Origin of the sequence: Sphingomonas parva (ex Maeng et al. 2020) (genome assembly GCF_004564275.1) — a bacterium.
GTDB lineage: Bacteria > Pseudomonadota > Alphaproteobacteria > Sphingomonadales > Sphingomonadaceae > Allosphingosinicella > Allosphingosinicella parva.
This window is the reverse complement of sequence record NZ_SPDV01000007.1, coordinates 12,109-27,831: the sequence shown is the minus strand read 5'-3', so window position 1 is coordinate 27,831 and position 15,723 is coordinate 12,109. Positions and strand designations below refer to the sequence as shown.

Sequence of the window (15,723 nt, the reverse complement as noted above, 5' to 3'; positions counted from 1 at the left end):
TCTTGGCTGCGGACGTAGGGGCTTCGATCCGCCTCCGCAACGGGAGCGCCCTTTAAAATCCGCGCGAATGGCCTATATGGGTCGTGCCGGCTTCGGCCGGCTATGGCGATAAAGTGCAGCGTTTAATAGGCGCAGCGGACCCGGGGGCGGTACCCGGCGGCTCCACCACTTGATCCGCCGACCAGCACGCAAGCGTGCCGGCCGAGCGGCTCAGCTGATGGGGCCGAACTAGGATCGACGTGTGTTGAAACGCGCTGTTTTTGCCCGGGCTGAGTAACCCGTAAAAGGCTCAAAACCACAAGTGCCAACGATAACGAGGCGCTCGCGATTGCCGCGTAACCTGGTCCTCACGGACTGAGTTACTAAGGACAAAAGCGCGGTTCGGGCCGCACCGGGCAACAGAAGCGGATTCCGGCGGTACGGGGAGCACCGAGCAACAGAAGCTCCCCACTTCTTCCCGCGACGTCGCAATTGCACCCCCGGCGATTTGTCGCCGGAGCCGTGCGGGCGTATCCTCGGCGCTGAACGATGTCAGGAGAGACGAAGTGAGCGTAGCCTTCCGCCGCGAGAGCGACGAAGAGCATAAGGAGCCCCGTTTCGAGCTTCCGCTCCCGCCCGGCCCGAATCTCGTCACCGCTCGCGGCCTCGCCGCGATCGAGACCAGGGTTGCCGAGCTCGAGGCGCGGGTCCAGCAGCCGCTCGACGAGGACGCGCTTGCCGCCGCCCAACGCGAACTGCGCTACTGGCGCACCCGCCAAGCTACCGCCCAGCTGATGCCCGAGCCGGACGGCGAGGAGGCGGCTTTCGGTGCCCGTGTTACCTTCCGCCTCAATGGGCAGGTAAAGACGGTCGAGATCGTCGGCGACGACGAGGCCGATCCGCATAACGGCGTGATCGCCTTTTCGGCGCCGCTCGCCCGGGCGCTGCTCGGCGCGGCGCCCGGCGACACGGCCGATTTCGCCGGCAAAGCCGATGCGATCGAATTGCTTGAGGTCGGGCCGCGCGGCGCCTGATTGCGTTCCTTCGCGCCGTCATGCTTTGATCGCCCGTGAACGACCACGGAGCTCCTGATGATGCGCGCACTCTTTCCCTTGCTGATCCTCGGCGCGCTCGCGGCCTGCAGCGAGGAGCCCGAGAACATCCAGACCAAGGCCGACAATCTGTCGCGCAGCCTCGAGAACAAGGCGCAGGTGCTGGAGGCGGAGGCGGCCAATGATGTCGACGCCGCGGTGGCGCCGCTCGACAGCCAGGCCAATGCCCTCCTCAGTCAGGCCGGCAATGTTGCCGAGGACGCCGGCAATATGACCGGAAACGCGGCGCAATAGGCCCGGCGTTCCCGATCCCGTGAAGGGTACTGCAGCAGGCCGCTGCTCTTCTCCGGCTTGATCTTGCGGCGGTGCCGCGTGCAAAGGCACGAACACGGCCGCGTCCGCCAGTCCTTCCGCATCTTCGCGGCGCAGACTGATGGCGATCGGCAGCCCGGCGCCGGGGGGCGGCCGGGGACGCGATCAGGATGTCGCATGCCGGCGGGGGCCGGTGTCTTGGGGGGATGCATTGCTCTGGCAGGATCGTGATTTCCGTCAGTCGGCCTGGATGACGTTCAGCCTCTGGCTGCTCGTCCTGTTCGCGTACGGCGTCGGTGAGCTGATCGCCGGGCGTTACGGGTTCCTCGCCGATTTCCCGATCGATTTCGTCGCCGTTCTGATCGTCGCGTCCCTGGTGCTGCCGGCTTATCCTCTGGTTCTGGCGCTGGGACGGCGCACGTCCGTCGAGCGCTGGGCGGTGCTCGGCGTGGCCTGCCTCCTGATCTCCTTTGCCCAGAGCGTCGTCAACATGTTCGAAAACCGGATCCTGGGCGTCATCCCGGCGCTGAGCGCGGACCATTTCGACCTGATCCGGCAGCGCTTCTCGCGCAATTTCCAGGGGCACCTGTACATCACCTTCGCCAACGTCGCGCTGATCGCCTTCATCGTCCAGGTGCGGCGTTCCGCGGACGGCGCGGTCGCCCTGGCCGAGGCGCGGGCCGCGGCGGATCGGGAGCGGCTCGGCGCCTTGCGGCTACAGCTCAATCCGCATTTCCTGTTCAACGCCCTCAATTCGATCTCGAGCCTGATCACGGTCGGCCGCCACCGCGAGGCCGACGAGATGATCGATCTGCTGTCGGACTTCCTGCGCGGCTCGCTCGAGACCAGCGACGACACGCTGGTGACGCTCGACGACGAGCTGGCGACGATCGAGACCTATCTCGGCATGCAGATGGTGCGCTTCGGCGAGCGGCTGAACGTCGGCTATGAGATCGATCCCTCGCTCGCCGACCAGCTCAGGCTCCCGAACTTCGTGCTTCAGCCGCTGGTCGAGAACGCGATCAAATATGCGGTCGCCCCCACCCCCGGTCCCGTGTCGCTGACGATTTCCGCGCGCGTCGCGGGGCAGAATGCCGTTCTGGAGATCTCCGACGACGGGCGAGCACGAGCCGAGGATCGCCCCTCCAATGTGACCGGGATGGGCATCGGCCTGACCAACACCCGCGAACGCCTCGCCATGCAATATGGCGAAGCGGCGCGGCTCGAGACGGAGCAGCGGCCCGAAGGCGGCTGGACCTCGCGCATCGTGATCCCCTTCCCGACGCCGGAATAACGGAACGCTCGCGTTTCCGTGCTCCATCCGGGGCACGAAAAAGGGCTGCCGGATCGCTCCGGCAGCCCTTCTTGCTTTCGCAGATCCGAGGATCAGTCGTCGTTGCGGGTCAGGAAGGCGGGGGCGAACTCGGGATCGCCGCCCTCGTTGCCGCCTTCGCGCTCACGACGGGGCCCGCGATCGCCGCGGTCACCGCGGTCCCCGCGATCTCCGCGCTCGCGGCCGCCGCGATCACCGCGGTCACCGCGGTCACGTCCGCCGCGGCCTTCGCCGTCACGGCGCGGGCCACGGCCGCGGTCGCCACGATCGCCGCGGTCACCGCGCTCGCCGCGCGGCCGCTCCTCGCGGGGTGGACGGGTGTCCTCCAGCTCCTCGCCGGTCTCCTGGTCGACGACGCGCATCGACAGGCGGACCTTGCCGCGCGGATCGATCTCGAGGACCTTGACCTTCACTTCCTGGCCTTCGGAGAGAACGTCGGCGACCTTCTCGACGCGCTCGTTCTTGATCTCCGAGACGTGGACGAGACCGTCCTTGCCGCCCATGAAGTTCACGAAAGCGCCGAAATCGACGAGGTTCACGACCTTGCCGGTGTAGATCTTGCCGACTTCCGCCTCCTCGACGATGCCCTGGATCCACTTCCGCGCCGCCTCGATCTGCGACAGGTCGGACGAGCTGATCTTGATCACGCCCTCGTCGTCGATGTCGACCTTGGCGCCGGTGGTGGCGACGATCTCGCGGATCACCTTGCCGCCGGTGCCGATGACGTCGCGGATCTTCGACTTGTCGATCGTCATCGTCTCGATGCGCGGGGCGTGCGCCGAAAGCTCGGTGCGGGTCTCGCCCAGCGCCTTCGCCATCTCCGCGAGGATGTGCGCGCGGCCGGCATTGGCCTGCTCGAGCGCCACCTTCATGATCTCCTGCGTGATGCCGGCGATCTTGATGTCCATCTGGAGGCTGGTGATGCCCTCGGAGGTGCCGGCCACCTTAAAGTCCATGTCGCCGAGATGATCCTCGTCGCCGAGAATGTCGGAGAGGACGGCAAAGTCCTTGCCCTCGAGGATCAGGCCCATCGCGATGCCCGACACCGCCCGCTTGAGCGGAACGCCGGCGTCCATCATCGACAGCGAACCGCCGCAAACCGAGGCCATGGACGAGGAGCCGTTGGACTCGGTGATGTCGGAGGTGACGCGGATCGTGTACGGGAACTCCTCATGGCTCGGCAGCACCGGGTGCAGCGCGCGCCAGGCGAGCTTGCCGTGGCCGACTTCGCGGCGGCCCGGAGCGCCGAAGCGGCCGACTTCGCCGACCGAATAGGGCGGGAAGTTATAGTGCAGCATGAAGCGCTGGTAGGAGAGGCCCTCCAGGCCGTCGATCATCTGCTCTGCGTCCTTGGTGCCGAGCGTGGTCGTGCAGATCGCCTGGGTCTCGCCGCGGGTGAACAGCGACGAGCCGTGGGTGCGCGGCAGGAAGCCGACGATCGCCTCGATCGGACGAACCGTCTTGGTGTCGCGGCCGTCGATGCGGCGGCCTTCCTTCAGGATGGCACCGCGGACGATCTCCGCCTCGAGCTTCTTGACGAGCTTCTGGGCGACGAGCTGCTCCTGCGGCTCGGCATCGGCAAAGGCGGCCTTCGCCTTGTCGCGCGCGGCGTTGAGCAGACCCGAACGCTCGGACTTGCTGGTCGTGCGATAGGCGGCGGCGATATCGTCGCCGACGAGGTCCTTGAGCTTCTTCTTGAGCGCCGACTGGTCGGGACCCTGCTCGAGCTCCCAGGGCTCCTTCGCGGCCTGCTCGGCGAGGCGGATGATCGCCTCGACGACCTTGCGGCTCGCCTCGTGCGCGAACATCACGGCGCCGAGCATGACCTCTTCCGAAAGCTCCTTGGCTTCGGATTCGACCATCATCACGGCCTCGTGGGTGGCGGCGACGACCAGGTCGAGCTCGCCTTCCTTGGTCTGCTCCAGGCTCGGGTTCAGCTGATACTCGCCGTCCTTGTAGCCGACGCGCGCGGCGCCGATCGGGCCCATGAACGGAACGCCGGAGATGGTGAGGGCGGCGGAGGCGGCGATCATCGCGACGATGTCCGGCTCGTTCTCGCCGTCATAGCTCAGCACCTGGGCGATGACGTTGATCTCGTTGTAGAAGCCTTCCGGGAAGAGCGGGCGGATCGGGCGATCGATGAGACGGCTGGTCAGCGTCTCCTTCTCGGTCGCGCCGCGCTCGCGCTTGAAGAAGCCGCCCGGGATGCGGCCGGCGGAGGCGAACTTTTCCTGATAGTGGACGGTCAGCGGGAAGAAGTCCTGCCCCGGCTTCACCGATTTCGCGGCCGTCACTGCGCAGAGGACGACGGTCTCGCCGATGGTCGCGATCACCGCGCCGTCGGCCTGGCGGGCAACGCGCCCCGTTTCGAGCGTGAGGGTCTTTCCGCCCAGCTCGATTTCTACTTTCTTCGTGTCGAACATGTGGTTTCCTTCCGTCCGGCCGCCCTATGCGGCCGGGGCCTGTGCGGCTCGGCTTGTCCGCCGGAGCCATGCGGGCGCTATCGCCCGTCTTGATGGACCTCGATGGCCCGATCGGGCGCTGCCGGATTGCAGGCGCCCGATATGCAAAGCGGCCCCGTGGGGCCGCTTTGTGTTACTTGCGAAGACCGAGCTTCGTGATCAGTGCCTGGTAGCGCGCTTCGTCCTTGCGACGGAGATAGTCGAGGAGTGAGCGGCGCTTGTTGACGAGCATCAACAGACCGCGACGGCTGTGGTTATCCTTGGCGTGGGTCTTGAAGTGCTCGGTGAGATTGGTGATGCGCTCGGTCAGGATCGCGACCTGGACCTCGGGAGAACCGGTGTCCGTGGTGCCACGGGCGTTGTCGCTGATGATTTCCTGCTTGCGCTCGGCGGTAACCGACATCGTCTATCCTTTCAAACTAGAGGTTGAAGCCGCGCACCACCCGGATCTCGGGGCGGAGAGGGTCTCCGCCGGCTTCCACGAGCGCAACCGGAACAGACTGGTCGGTCGCAAGATGGAGGCCTTGTTGTGCGGCGATCCCGATCAAAACCCGCCCCTGGCGGAGCAGCCTTGCCTGATCGGGGGTGACGGGTAGAGCCGGGATGTCGTCCAGCCCCGCCGTCAACGGCAAGAGTGTCTGTTCAAGCTGGCGGGCCTTAGCGACTTCGCCCAATTTGTCCAGAGAAATCGCCTGATCGAGCACGAACGGGCCCGCCTTGGTCCTGCGCAACATGGTGACGTGGCCGACGCTATCAAGAGCATGCGCGATGTCCCGTGCGAGGCTGCGGATGTAGGTGCCCTTGGAGACGCGGGCGGAGAGGGTGACCTCCTCCAGTTCCTTTCGATCCTCCCCGCCTGCAGGGAGGATATGCAGCTCGTGCACCGTCACCCGCCGCGTCTTCATCTCCACTTCGGCGCCGGCGCGGGCCAGATCGTAGGCTCTTTTCCCGTCCACCTTCAGCGCGGAATAGACCGGCGGCACCTGGTCGATCTCGCCAGTGAAACGGCCGAGCACCGCCTCGACGGCGGCGCGCGTCGGCCGCACGTCCGAGGCGGCGACCTCGCGGCCTTCGGCATCCAGCGTGTCGGTCTCCACGCCGAACACAATTGTGAAGTCGTAGATCTTGTCGGCATCGAGCATCCGCCCGCTGAGCTTGGTCGCCTCGCCGAGCGCGACCGGCAGCACGCCGCTGGCGAGCGGGTCGAGCGTGCCGCCGTGGCCGACCTTCGTCTTCGGATAGCCGCCCTCACGCAACGCCCTCTTCACGCGCGAGACGACGTCGGTCGAGCCGGGGCCCACCGGCTTGTCGATCACCAGCCAGCCGTGCACGTCAGGCGCGTCCGGTCTGGGCCAGCTGCAGCGGCAATTGCCGGGCCTCCGCCTCACGCAGCCGCTCATGGAAGTGGCGGCGGCACATGGCGATATAGCGGTCGTTGCCGCCGATCTCGGTCTGGGCACCGCTCCGCACCGCGCGGCCTTCGGCGTCGACGCGCAGGTTCATCGTCGCCTTGCGGCCGCATTCGCAGATCGCCTTCAGCTCGACGAGCTTGTCGGCCAGGGCGAGCAAAGTGGCGCTGCCCTCGAACAGATTGCCCTGAAAATCGGTGCGGAGACCGTAGGCGAGCACCGGAACGTCGAGCTCGTCGCAGACCGAGGCAAGCTGCAGCACCTGCTCGCGGCTGAGGAACTGGGATTCGTCGATCAGCACGCAATGCAGCGGCCGCTTCGCCAGCTCGGCCTCGATTTCCGCCCGGATGTTGGTCTTCGGATCGAAGGTATTGGCCCTGGCGGTGATGCCGATGCGGGAGTCGATGATGCCGAAACCGGATCGGTCGTGGATTCCGGCGGTGTAGAGCATCGTCTCCATGCCGCGCTCGCGATAGTTGAAGTCGGTCTGGAGCAGGATCGTCGACTTCCCCGCGTTCATCGACGCATAATAGAAATAGAGCTTTGCCATGCCTCTCTCTTTAGCGGCTGGTGGCCGCGCCGGAAGCCAGGAAGATCAGGCGAGCCCGACGAGGCCGAACAGGAAGCCGGCGATCGCGCGGACCGGCGGCACGACCAGGCGGGCGACGACGTTCGCATCGGGCGCGATGGTCGGCAGGATCACCAGCAGGAACAGCAGCAGCGGAAAGCCGAAGCGGCCGAGCCGGCGATAGCGCCTCGCGGCGGAGCGGGGCAGCAGGCCCTCCACGACATGGCTGCCGTCGAACGGCGGGATCGGCAGCAGGTTGAAGATCGCGAGGAACAGGTTGATCATCAGGAAATTGGCGAGGTTCGCCGCGACGAACGCCATCGCCGTCGAACCCTGCTCCGCCGCCGGCACCACGGCGGCGAGGCCGAGCGCCGCGAGCAGGGCCAGGGCAAGGTTCATGGCCGGCCCGGCCAAAGCGACGATCATCATGTGGACGCGGGGGTTGCGCAGGCGCTTGGCCACCACCGGAACCGGCTTCGCCCAGCCGAACACCGGCGCGCCCACGACGGCGAGCGCCAGCGGCAGGATGACCGTGCCCAGCGGATCGACGTGACGGATCGGATTGGGACTGAGCCGGCCGCGCTCCTTGGCGGTCGGATCGCCGAACGCATTCGCCACCCAGCCGTGCGAGATCTCGTGGAGCACGATCGCGATGACCAGCGGCACCAGCCAGGTCGCGATCCGGAAGACGATGTTATCGCTCTGCACGGCGATCTTCATATTCGTCGGCGAGGATCGAGAACAGCACGGTGTCGCGGACATGACCGGTCCAGGTGATGCGGTCCTGACGGATCACGCCTTCGCGCACGCCGCCGATCTTCGTCATCGCCGCCTGCGAGCGGCGATTGCGCGCGTCGACCCGGAACTCGACCCGGCGGAAACCGCAGCCGAAAGCCCGGCCGAGCATCAGATCCTTGATCCTGCGGTTGAGGCCGGTGCCGCGCACGTCCGGCACATAATAGGTGTTGCCGATCTCGAGCACGCGGCGTTCCTCGTCGATCCCGAGGAAGCAGCTCATCCCGATCAGTCGCTCGTAGGAGAATATCGCGAAGCAGCGCCAGTCGGGCCGCGCGCGAATCCTGTCGAAGCTCGCGTCGAAATGCTCTGGATCGTAGGATGTCGCGTAGATCGCCCAGATCTCGCGATCCTCAGCGCAGGCAGCCTTCAGCGCGGCGCGATGATGCTCGGCCAGGGGCTCCAGTCGGAGCAGGCCGTCCTGCATGACATCGCCGAGCGTCACTCTTCCCCTGCGGGTTCGTCTTGCTCGCCGAGGTCGCGCGCCACCACCGGGGACCGCAGGATGCGGTCGATGTGGCTGCCCTCGTCGAAGCTCTCGTCGACGATGAACTTCAGCTTCGCGGCATATTTGGTGTTCACCCGCTGCGCGACGGTGCGCTGCAGATAGGCGGTGTTGGTCCTCAGCGCCTTCAGGACGGTCGCCTCGTCCTGGCCGAGCAGCGGCTTCACGAACACGGTCGCGTGGCGCAGGTCCGGCGACATGCGCACCTCGGTCACCGAGACGAGGTGGCTGGCGAGGACGGCGTCATGGACGTCGCCCCGCATCAATATGTCGGAGAGGGCATGGCGCACCTGCTCGCCGACGCGAAGCAGGCGGACCGAACGTCCCTCGGGGCTCTCGTTGCGTTTCATCTTCCCCTCTCCCCAACAAGGGACCTCATCAAAGTATTACTTTGATGGAACCTGCGGGAGAGGCCGGGAGAGGGGAGTCTCGCCGACCACTGAGAAATTGGAGACTGCCCCTCTCCAACCCTCTCCCCTGAAGGGGAGAGAGCTTGATGCCGGCGGACGCCTTACAGCGTGCGGGCGCGCTCCTCGACCTCGAAGACCTCGAGGTGATCCCCGGCCTTGATGTCGTTGGTGTCGGCCAGCAGCACGCCGCACTCGAGGCCCGCGCGGACCTCGGCGACGTCGTCCTTGAACCGGCGGAGCGACGAAATGGTCGTCTTGGAGACGATGACGTCGTCGCGGGTGAGGCGCGCGTGGAGCCCCTTGCGAATGACGCCCTCGAGCACCAGCAGACCCGCGGCCTTGTCCTTCTTGCCGGCCGGGAAGACCTCCTTGACCTCGGCGCGGCCGAGCACGGTCTCGACGATCTCCGGTCCGAGCTCGCCCGCCATCGCCTGCTTCACCCAGTCGGTGAGGTGGTAGATGACGTCGTAATAGCGGAACTCGACGCCGTTACGCTCGGCGATCTCGCGCGCCTTGGCGTTCGGACGGACGTTGAAGCCGATGATCGGCGCCTTGGACGCGCTGGCCAGGATCACGTCGCTCTCGGTGATGCCGCCGACTCCCGAATGGAGGATCCGCGCGCGAATGTCCTCGGTCGAGATGCGGTTGACCGCGCTGACGATCGCTTCCGCCGAGCCCTGCACGTCGGCCTTGATAACCAGGGGGAATTCCTTGGTCTGGCTGGCGCGCGAGGCGAACATGTTCTCGAGGCTGACCGGAGCGGAGGTGGTCCGCTTGCGGTCGAGCAGGCCCTGACGATAGTCGGCGACCTCGCGGGCGCGCGCCTCGTTCTCGACAACGGTGAGCACGTCGCCGGCCGACGGAACGCCGGACAGGCCGAGCACCTCGACCGGAACCGACGGGCCGGCTTCCTTCACCTGGCGGCCCTTGTCGTCGATCATCGCGCGGACCTTGCCCGGCACCGCGCCGACCACGAACACGTCGCCGACGCGCAGGGTCCCGCGCTGGACGAGCACGGTGGCGAGCGGGCCGCGGCCCTTGTCGAGCTTGGCCTCGACCACGGCGCCTTCCGCGGCCCGGTCCGGGTTCGCCTTGAGCTCGAGGATCTCGGCCTGCAGCGCGATCGCGTCGAGCAGCCCGTCGAGGTTGGTCTTCTTCAGCGCGGAGACCTCGACGTCCTGGACGTCGCCGCCCAGATCCTCGACCACGATCTCGTGCTGCAGCAGCTCCTCGCGGACGCGCTGCGGACGGGCGCCGTCCTTGTCGATCTTGTTGATCGCCACGATCATCGGCACGCCGGCCGCCTTGGTGTGGTTGATCGCCTCGACCGTCTGCGGCTTCAGGCCGTCATCGGCCGCCACCACCAGCACGACGATGTCGGTGACGTTGGCGCCGCGCTGGCGCATCTCGGTGAACGCCTCGTGGCCCGGCGTGTCGAGGAAGGTGATCTTCGCCTTGTTGGGCAACTGGACCTGATAGGCGCCGATATGCTGGGTGATGCCGCCGGCCTCGCCGGACACCACGTTGGCGCCGCGGATCGCGTCGAGCAGCGAGGTCTTGCCGTGATCGACGTGACCCATGATCGTGACCACGGGCGGACGCGACTGCAGCGTCTCGGGCGCATCGTCCTCGCCGCCGATGCCGATCTCGACGTCGGCTTCGGAGACGCGCTTGATGTTGTGCCCGAACTCGGTGACCAGCAGCTCGGCGGTGTCTTGGTCGATCGCCTGGTTGACGGTCACGACCATGCCCATCTTGAACAGCGACTTCACCAGATCGGCGCCGCGCTCGGCCATGCGGTTGGCGAGCTCGCCGACCGTGATCGTCTCCGGCACGACGACGTCGCGGACCTGCTTGGCCGAGGGGCCGGACTGCTGGTGCGAGCGCTTCTCCTTCTCGCGGGCGCGGCGCAGCGCCGCCAGCGAGCGGGCGCGGCCGTCGTCGTCCGAAAGGGCGCGGGTGACGGTGAGCTTGCCGGCGTGGCGGCGATCATCGCGGCCGCGGCCGGGGCGGGCCGGCTCGGGGCGCTTCGGAGCGGGCGCGGGCGCTTTCGGGCGCGGCGCGGGACCGCGGCGGTCCTCGTCGGTGTTGCGCGGGATTGCCGGAGTCGCGGCGGGCGCGGCCGGCTGCGCGGACTGGGCCGGGGCGGCAGCCTCCTCCGCGGCGCGGCGGGCAGCCTCGGCGGCTTCGGCCTCGGCGCGCTGGCGCGCCTCTTCCTCGGCGCGGCGGTTTTCCTCGGCGCGGCGGCGCTCCTCCTCGGAGGCCTGCTGCGCCTGGCGATCCTCACGGCGGCGCGCTTCCTCGAGCGAGCGCAGGCGTGCTTCCTCGGCCTCGCGGAGCAGGCGCTCCTGAAGCTCGCGGCGCGAGGCGGCGTCGTTCACCGGCGGACGGGCCGGGGCCGCCGGGCGTGCGGCCGGGGCGGCGGGCTTCGGCGCAGGGGCGGCGGCAGCCGGCGCGGGCGCAGCCGCGGCGGGCGCTTCCTCGGTGCGCGGCGCTTCCTCGCCCGGGCGTCCCAGGACGCGGCGCTTTTTCACTTCGACGACGACGGTGTTCGAACGGCCGTGGCTGAAGCTCTGCTTCACCTTGCCGGTCTCGACGGTCCGTTTCAGGCCCAGCGGCGCGCGCGCTCCAAGCTTCGGCTTATCAGTCGTATCGCTCATTACTATCCTTCGTTCACATCCATAGCCGACGCACCCGGCGTACCCGCCGATGCGGCGCTTGCCCCGACCTCTTGCCCAATAAAATCGCGCCAGCGCTGGAGCGCATGGCGTACGCGCTGAGCGGCAGCGCGATCGATCATCGCGAGATGTACCACATTCTGCCGCCCCAGGGCCAACGACAATATGGTCCTATCCGCTGGAAAAACCAGCCCTTGGGCCTCGCGAATCTGGTTGCCGTCCTCGTCCTGGCCGCCGACGCGCAGCGCCTGTTCGAGCTTGCGGTTGCCGTCCTCGCCGGCATCGGCCGCGTGGAGGAGCAGGTGGACGTCGCCTTTGCGCGCGGCGACCTCGATTCTCTCGCTGCCCGTGATCAGCGTGCCGGCGCGCGCTTCCAGGCCGAGTCGGTCGAGCACGGCCTGGCGGAGCGCCGCCTCGATCCGCGCGCCGAGATCGGCCGGCGCGGCGACCGGTCCCTTGAAGGCGCGGGCGAGCGCGCCGCGCAATTTGCCGTTGGCCTGCGCCTGCTCGAGCGTCGCCCGGTCCACACCGATCCAGGCGCCGCGGCCGGGAGCCTTGGCGCGCACGTCGGGCGCCACCTGGCCGTCTGGTCCCAGAGCGAGGCGGATGAGATCGGCGCGCGGCTCATGCTCCCCGGAGAGGATGCACTTGCGCTCGGGCACGTGGCTCCCCTCCCGCGGACGGGAGGAGGTGTCGGGTCCTAGGCTCTCATTGGGAGGTGTCCGCAACCGCGTCCTCCCCTTCGTCCTCGAACCAGTGCGCGCGGGCAGCCATGATGATCTCGTTGCCCTGCTCGTCCGAGAGGCCGTATTCGGCGAGGATCCCGCCCTTGTCCTCGGGACGGTTGCTCTCGCGCTGGCGGCGCTGCTCGGGCCGCTTCTTCTGCACCAGCTCGTCGGTGGCGAGATCAGCGAGGTCGTCGAGCGTCTTGATGCCGGCCTTGCCGAGCGTCACCAGCATTGCCTCGGTGAGGTAGGGCATCTCGGCGAGCGCGTCTTCGACGCCCAGCGCGCGGCGCTCCTCGCGCGAGGCTTCCTCGCGGCGCTCGAGCGCTTCGGCGGCGCGGCTCTGCAGCTCGCTGGCCAGTTCGTCGTCGAAGCCCTCGATCGAGGCGAGCTCGTCGAGCTCGACATAAGCGACTTCCTCGAGCGCGCCGAAGCCTTCGGCGACCAGCAGCTGGGCGAGGGTCTCGTCGACGTCCAGCTCTTCCTGGAACATCTGCGAGCGCTCGACGAACTCGCGCTGGCGCTTCTCGCTGGCGTCGGCCTCGGTCATGATGTCGATCGCCGATCCGGTCAGCTGCGAGGCGAGGCGCACGTTCTGGCCGCGGCGGCCGATCGCCAGGCTCAGCTGGTCGTCGGGCACCACCACCTCGATCCGGCTCTCTTCCTCGTCGATCACGACGCGGCTGACCGTCGCCGGCTGCAGCGCGTTGACGACGAAGGTCGCGAGGTCCTCGGACCAGGGGATGATGTCGATCTTCTCGCCCTGCAGCTCCTGCACGACGGCCTGGACTCGGCTGCCCTTCATGCCGACGCAGGCGCCGACCGGGTCAATCGAGCTGTCGTGGCTGATCACGCCGATCTTGGCGCGGCTCCCCGGGTCGCGCGCCGCCGCCTTGATCTCGATGATGTTGTCGTAAATCTCGGGCACTTCCTGCGCGAACAGCTTCTTCATGAAGTCCGGATGGGCGCGGGAGAGGAAGATCTGCGGCCCGCGGTTCTCGCGGCGCACCGACATGATCAGCGAGCGCACGCGGTCGCCGACGCGAACCACCTCGCGCGGGATCTGCTGGTCGCGGCGGATGACGCCCTCGGCCCGACCGAGATCGACGACGACATGGCCGAACTCGACGCGCTTGACGACGCCGGTGATGATCTCGCCGACGCGGTCCTTGAACTCTTCGTACTGGCGCTCGCGCTCGGCGTCGCGAACCTTCTGGAAGATCACCTGCTTGGCGGCCTGGGCGGCGATGCGGCCGAACTCGATCGGCGGCAGCGGATCGACGATGAAGTCGCCGAGATCGGCGCCCTTCTGCAGCTTCTGCGCGTCCTTCAGGCTGACCTGCTTGAAATGGTCCTCGACCTCCTCGACCACCTCGACGACGCGCCACAGGCGCAGGTCGCCGGACTGCGGGTCGAGCTTTGCCCGGATGTCGTTCTCGGCGCCGTAGCGGGCGCGGGCGGCGCGCTGGATCGCGTCCTCCATCGCCTCGATGACGATGCCGCGGTCGATCAGCTTCTCGCGGGCGACGGCGTCGGCGATCGCGATCAGCTCGGCCTTGTTGGCGGAAACGGCGGTGGCCATGGTCAGTCTTCCTCTACTTGAATTCGATCGGCGCCCTCGGCGGACAGCGGGGCGGTCGCGGCGATGAGCCTGTCGGTCATGACGAGCTTGGCGGAATGGAGGCCGGCGAAGGGCAGGCCGGTCGGACCCATGCCCGGAACCTCGATCAGCACGGTCTCGCCCTCGGTGCCGATCAGGTCTCCGGTGAACTGCTTGCGGCCGGCGAGCGGCTCCTTCAGCGTCACCCGGGCCTGATGGCCCTTCCAGTCCGCGAAGTCCTGGAGCCGGGTGAGCGGCCGGTCGATGCCCGGGGAGCTGACCTCGAGCCGGTAGGCGTGCTCGATCGGGTCCGTCTCGTCGAGAATATCGGAAATCCGGCGCGACAGCCGCTCGCAATCCTCGAGCGTCAGCTGGCGCGTATCGGGGCGCTCGGCCATCACCTGCAGCGTCGGATCGGAGGTGCCGCCGATCATCTTGACGCGCACCAGCGCCAGCCCCTCAGAGCGCGCCGCGGGCTCGATCAGTTCCTGCAATGCGGCGAGATCCGCCATCCGGTCTTTCCCAAAAACAATGCTTCCCCGCGCCGGCCCCGAACCCCCGGGACCAGCCTCAACACTTTAACGATGTCGAGGAAGGTGGAGGCCATATAGGCGTGAACGCAGGAGACCACAAGCCGCCAAAGCTCCGCTGCGGAGCAACTCGGCCCGCCCCCTTACAAAGGCCGCTTGACGCATCCGCGCCCGGTGCGCAGGGCTCGGGACGACACTTACAGGAGGCCCCGATGCGCGCGTTCAGCTTCTTCGCCCTTCCCGTCCTCGCCTTCGGCGCGGCGGCATGCAACGCCCAGGGCGACGGCTTGGCCAGCGGCAACGGCGCCGCTCCGGCGGCGACCGGAGAGCGCCCGTTCGCCATCGAGGAGGTCGCTCGCTTCGAAGAGCCGTGGGCGATGACCTTCCTGCCCGGCGGCCACGCCTTGGTCACCGAGAAAGCCGGCAAGCTGATCCTGCTGGCGCCGAACGGCGCGTCGCGAATCGAGGTCGCCGGCGTGCCGCGGGTCGATTACGGCGGCCAGGGCGGCTTCGGCGACGTCGTGCTCCACCCGAATTTCGCCACCAACAACCTCGTCTATCTGAGCTGGGTCGAGGCGGGCGACGGCGACACCCGCGGCGCCGTGGTCGGCCGCGCCCGGCTGGTCCGCGACGGCGGTGCGGCGCGGCTCGACGGGTTACAGGTGATCTGGCGGCAGTCGCCCAAGGTAGAAGGGCGCGGCCATTTCTCGCATCGCATCGCCTTCGCCCCGGACGGCAAGCTCTTCATTACCAGCGGCGAGCGGCAGAAGTTCACCCCGGCCCAGGACATGAACCAGAACCTCGGCAAGGTGATCCGCCTCAACGACGACGGCTCGGTGCCCGCCGACAATCCGTTCGCGGCTCAGGGCGGGGTCGCGGCCCAGGTCTGGACGCTCGGCCACCGCAACCTGCTCGGCATCGCCTTCGCACCCGACGGTCGGCTCTGGACCAACGAGATGGGGCCGAAGGGCGGCGACGAGCTCAATCGGATCGAGCGCGGCTCGAACTACGGTTATCCGATCGTTTCGAACGGCGATCATTACGACGGCAAGGACATTCCGGACCACCCGACCCGGCCCGAATTCAACGCGCCGGAAGCGTGGTGGACGCCGGTGATCTCGCCCTCCAGCATGATCTTCTACACCGGCAATCGCTTCCCGGCGTGGCGCGGCAGCGCCCTGATCGGCGGCCTGTCCAGCGAGGCGCTGATCCGGGTGAGCTTCAGCGGCGACTCTGCCCGCGAGGCCGAGCGCTTCCCGATGGGCAAGCGCATCCGCGAGGTCGAGCAGGGCCAGGACGGCTCCGTCTATTTGCTCGAGGACGGCGACGGGGCCCGGTTGCTGAGGCTGGTTCCGGCACGGTAGA

At 67.9% G+C, this 15,723-nt stretch carries 15 protein-coding genes and 1 other RNA gene; 5 read left to right on the top strand and 11 right to left on the bottom strand.

Going from position 1 to position 15,723, the window contains the following annotated elements:
* Window positions 1-47 precede the first annotated feature (47 nt).
* The 4 genes from ssrA to E2493_RS04160 all read left to right on the top strand — a co-directional run bounded on the left by ssrA (window position 48) and on the right by E2493_RS04160 (window position 2,637).
* Window positions 48-413, top strand: a transfer-messenger RNA (tmRNA) gene (ssrA, locus tag E2493_RS04175).
* 132 nt (window positions 414-545) lie between these two features.
* Window positions 546-1,013 carry a GreA/GreB family elongation factor gene (locus E2493_RS04170; protein WP_135084031.1) on the top strand — a complete coding sequence of 156 codons (468 nt, stop codon included), beginning with the start codon at window positions 546-548 and terminating at the stop codon, window positions 1,011-1,013.
* A 60-nt stretch (window positions 1,014-1,073) separates the two neighbouring features.
* Entirely contained in the window at window positions 1,074-1,325 is a 252-nt protein-coding gene (locus E2493_RS04165; RefSeq protein WP_225421137.1) for a hypothetical protein, read from the top strand.
* Window positions 1,326-1,593: 268 nt separating this feature from the next.
* On the top strand, window positions 1,594-2,637 hold the full coding sequence (locus tag E2493_RS04160) for a sensor histidine kinase (RefSeq protein WP_167737376.1): 1,044 nt from the start codon (window positions 1,594-1,596) through the stop codon (window positions 2,635-2,637).
* A 92-nt stretch (window positions 2,638-2,729) separates the two neighbouring features.
* On the opposite strand, the gene pnp is transcribed toward E2493_RS04160, so the two are convergent.
* The 11 genes from pnp to rimP all read right to left on the bottom strand — a co-directional run bounded on the left by pnp (window position 2,730) and on the right by rimP (window position 14,340).
* Window positions 2,730-5,099: a polyribonucleotide nucleotidyltransferase gene (gene pnp, locus E2493_RS04155; protein ID WP_135084024.1), complete on the bottom strand. Its 2,370-nt coding sequence runs from the start codon at window positions 5,097-5,099 to the stop codon at window positions 2,730-2,732.
* Window positions 5,100-5,271: 172 nt separating this feature from the next.
* Entirely contained in the window at window positions 5,272-5,541 is a 270-nt protein-coding gene (rpsO, locus tag E2493_RS04150) for a 30S ribosomal protein S15 (RefSeq protein WP_135084022.1), read from the bottom strand.
* Window positions 5,542-5,557: 16 nt separating this feature from the next.
* Window positions 5,558-6,469, bottom strand: coding sequence for a tRNA pseudouridine(55) synthase TruB (truB, locus tag E2493_RS04145; protein ID WP_225421136.1), 912 nt, complete (start codon window positions 6,467-6,469; stop codon window positions 5,558-5,560).
* 1 nt (window position 6,470) lies between these two features.
* Window positions 6,471-7,097 carry a thymidine kinase gene (locus E2493_RS04140; RefSeq protein ID WP_135084018.1) on the bottom strand — a complete coding sequence of 209 codons (627 nt, stop codon included), beginning with the start codon at window positions 7,095-7,097 and terminating at the stop codon, window positions 6,471-6,473.
* 45 nt (window positions 7,098-7,142) lie between these two features.
* Entirely contained in the window at window positions 7,143-7,835 is a 693-nt protein-coding gene (locus E2493_RS04135) for a site-2 protease family protein (protein ID WP_225421135.1), read from the bottom strand.
* Entirely contained in the window at window positions 7,810-8,355 is a 546-nt protein-coding gene (locus E2493_RS04130; protein WP_318531673.1) for a GNAT family N-acetyltransferase, read from the bottom strand. Before E2493_RS04130 ends, E2493_RS04135 begins: the two co-directional genes overlap by 26 nt.
* Entirely contained in the window at window positions 8,352-8,765 is a 414-nt protein-coding gene (rbfA, locus tag E2493_RS04125) for a 30S ribosome-binding factor RbfA (RefSeq protein WP_135084016.1), read from the bottom strand. Before rbfA ends, E2493_RS04130 begins: the two co-directional genes overlap by 4 nt.
* Window positions 8,766-8,926: 161 nt before the next feature.
* Window positions 8,927-11,485 carry a translation initiation factor IF-2 gene (gene infB / locus E2493_RS04120; protein WP_135084015.1) on the bottom strand — a complete coding sequence of 853 codons (2,559 nt, stop codon included), beginning with the start codon at window positions 11,483-11,485 and terminating at the stop codon, window positions 8,927-8,929.
* Window positions 11,486-11,487: 2 nt separating this feature from the next.
* Complete coding sequence (locus E2493_RS04115) at window positions 11,488-12,165, bottom strand: DUF448 domain-containing protein (RefSeq protein ID WP_225421134.1); 678 nt, start codon at window positions 12,163-12,165, stop codon at window positions 11,488-11,490.
* A gap of 46 nt (window positions 12,166-12,211) precedes the next feature.
* Window positions 12,212-13,810: a transcription termination factor NusA gene (gene nusA, locus E2493_RS04110; protein ID WP_135084011.1), complete on the bottom strand. Its 1,599-nt coding sequence runs from the start codon at window positions 13,808-13,810 to the stop codon at window positions 12,212-12,214.
* 2 nt (window positions 13,811-13,812) lie between these two features.
* Window positions 13,813-14,340 (bottom strand): ribosome maturation protein RimP, encoded by a 528-nt coding sequence (gene rimP / locus E2493_RS04105; RefSeq protein ID WP_135084009.1) that lies wholly within the window; start codon window positions 14,338-14,340, stop codon window positions 13,813-13,815.
* A gap of 230 nt (window positions 14,341-14,570) precedes the next feature.
* Here rimP and E2493_RS04100 point away from each other — a divergent pair, with 230 nt between their 5' ends.
* Window positions 14,571-15,722: a PQQ-dependent sugar dehydrogenase gene (locus tag E2493_RS04100; RefSeq protein WP_135084007.1), complete on the top strand. Its 1,152-nt coding sequence runs from the start codon at window positions 14,571-14,573 to the stop codon at window positions 15,720-15,722.
* Window position 15,723 lies beyond the last annotated feature (1 nt).

Coding starts and splice junctions, on each gene's coding strand:
- E2493_RS04165 (WP_225421137.1), top strand. CDS start 1,074: ATGCGCGCACTCTTTCCCTTGCTGATCCTCGGCGCGCTCGCGGCCTGC.
- E2493_RS04160 (WP_167737376.1), top strand. CDS start 1,594: ATGACGTTCAGCCTCTGGCTGCTCGTCCTGTTCGCGTACGGCGTCGGT.
- pnp (WP_135084024.1), bottom strand. CDS start 5,099: ATGTTCGACACGAAGAAAGTAGAAATCGAGCTGGGCGGAAAGACCCTC.
- rpsO (WP_135084022.1), bottom strand. CDS start 5,541: ATGTCGGTTACCGCCGAGCGCAAGCAGGAAATCATCAGCGACAACGCC.
- E2493_RS04140 (WP_135084018.1), bottom strand. CDS start 7,097: ATGGCAAAGCTCTATTTCTATTATGCGTCGATGAACGCGGGGAAGTCG.
- E2493_RS04135 (WP_225421135.1), bottom strand. CDS start 7,835: ATGAAGATCGCCGTGCAGAGCGATAACATCGTCTTCCGGATCGCGACC.
- rbfA (WP_135084016.1), bottom strand. CDS start 8,765: ATGAAACGCAACGAGAGCCCCGAGGGACGTTCGGTCCGCCTGCTTCGC.
- infB (WP_135084015.1), bottom strand. CDS start 11,485: ATGAGCGATACGACTGATAAGCCGAAGCTTGGAGCGCGCGCGCCGCTG.
- nusA (WP_135084011.1), bottom strand. CDS start 13,810: ATGGCCACCGCCGTTTCCGCCAACAAGGCCGAGCTGATCGCGATCGCC.
- rimP (WP_135084009.1), bottom strand. CDS start 14,340: ATGGCGGATCTCGCCGCATTGCAGGAACTGATCGAGCCCGCGGCGCGC.
- E2493_RS04100 (WP_135084007.1), top strand. CDS start 14,571: ATGCGCGCGTTCAGCTTCTTCGCCCTTCCCGTCCTCGCCTTCGGCGCG.